Origin of the sequence: Pseudomonas sp. HR1 (assembly GCF_030175875.1) — a bacterium.
In the GTDB taxonomy this organism is placed as follows: domain Bacteria; phylum Pseudomonadota; class Gammaproteobacteria; order Pseudomonadales; family Pseudomonadaceae; genus Chryseomonas; species Chryseomonas oryzihabitans.
Map to the genome: position 1 here is coordinate 1 of NZ_JASNRF010000023.1, position 1,319 is coordinate 1,319.

At 54.7% G+C, this 1,319-nt stretch carries 1 protein-coding gene; it reads left to right on the forward strand.

Annotated elements, in window-relative coordinates:
• A partial coding sequence (locus QKY98_RS23340; RefSeq protein WP_284671668.1) for a hypothetical protein occupies window positions 1–194 on the forward strand: 194 nt, incomplete at its 5' end.
• Between the last annotated feature and the right edge of the window lie 1,125 nt (window positions 195–1,319).

The following is a 1,319-nucleotide window of genomic DNA, read 5'->3' on the forward strand; positions in this document are numbered from 1 at the left end:
AGGCTGACTCAGCTTCGTTCTTGCCTACGAAGGGGGATGGCGGTGATCAGGTTGTATTCGTACTTCCAGATTTCCTTGCCCCCGACTTCGATCTTCAAACTGTGATTGCCGATGGCTTTCACTACCTGATCTGGATGGCCTTGGAAGCCTTCAGCTCCTGCATCTCTCGTGCTACACGAACTCCAGTCTCTTAGTCCAGCGGGCTGCGAACATTGGCCGGTCAGCACGGAGACCGTCCGTGCTGCAGCTAAAAGAGCTACCTTTTTCGCTACCACGTCCTTTCTCTCGGTACGTGCCGCTCTCCGCGGCTTTCAGTTCTCAGCCTCATGTATAGGGGCAAGATAGGATGTTGTCGTTTCGGTAGGAGCGCTGACGACTGGCAGACGTACCGTCAGCCGGCGGAAGGATACAGGGTGCAAGCCAGTGGGCGGGTGGGGCGTTCGACCAATGCGCCTTCGGCAGCGGTAGTATCGCGCGGGTGCGGCGGCTCCAACGCGATCATGGCGTCTTAGCCGAAGACCGCGAAGTAAGGCGCGCTAGGTTGAACAGGTCATCCTTGAGGCCGACATCAAGATACCCAGGTACCGGAGCCGGACGTTGCGCTGATACGAATGAGGTTGTTTGACCTTCAGCGCAGGATAGCAGCGACATTGCGAAACGACTGGAGCGACACCACGGGCGACATGGCAGTTGGCATTGATGCCAGACCTAATTGCCTAATCGATAGGTCTGCTTGCGAACACCGCATGTGTGTCGAGCACTGCATACGGGAAGTCAGGTTGTCAGGCGAAAGGTTGATGCATACCCGCCTGCGCACACCGACCGGCACCCCTGTGTCGATGCGGTCCGCTTAGGGCATGCAGTCACAGGCCAGCACAAATGGACGCTCGATAGTAATGTTTAGCAGAGATGGCTCCGAAAGGCCCTGGTAAGGGAACCCTTTGCAGCCGGAGGTGAGCAGGCAGATCTTGGATGGCGTTAGGCAGCTGCGGATAAGAGGTGCTGAATAGCTGAATTAGTCGATCTAGGTGGTGGTCCCGTGAACGCGTTTGGGGCATAGAGGCTCGCTGCACCAGCCCTTAGGCTAGACCGTACGAGAGGGGAAAGACAGCACACATACCAATAATTACATTAGACGGGGCTATAGCTAAAAATTTTGGTCATATTTTGCTTTGCTGCCAAATTCGTGTTTTCTCGTAAATCAGGAACCAATCTCTATAGGCGCGATGTTTTAGCCTAAACTTTTGGTCACGAAGAATGGTTGCGTATACCCGTTTTTTGTATGCGAAACGGCCTTGACGATTTGGGCTCGACCAAAC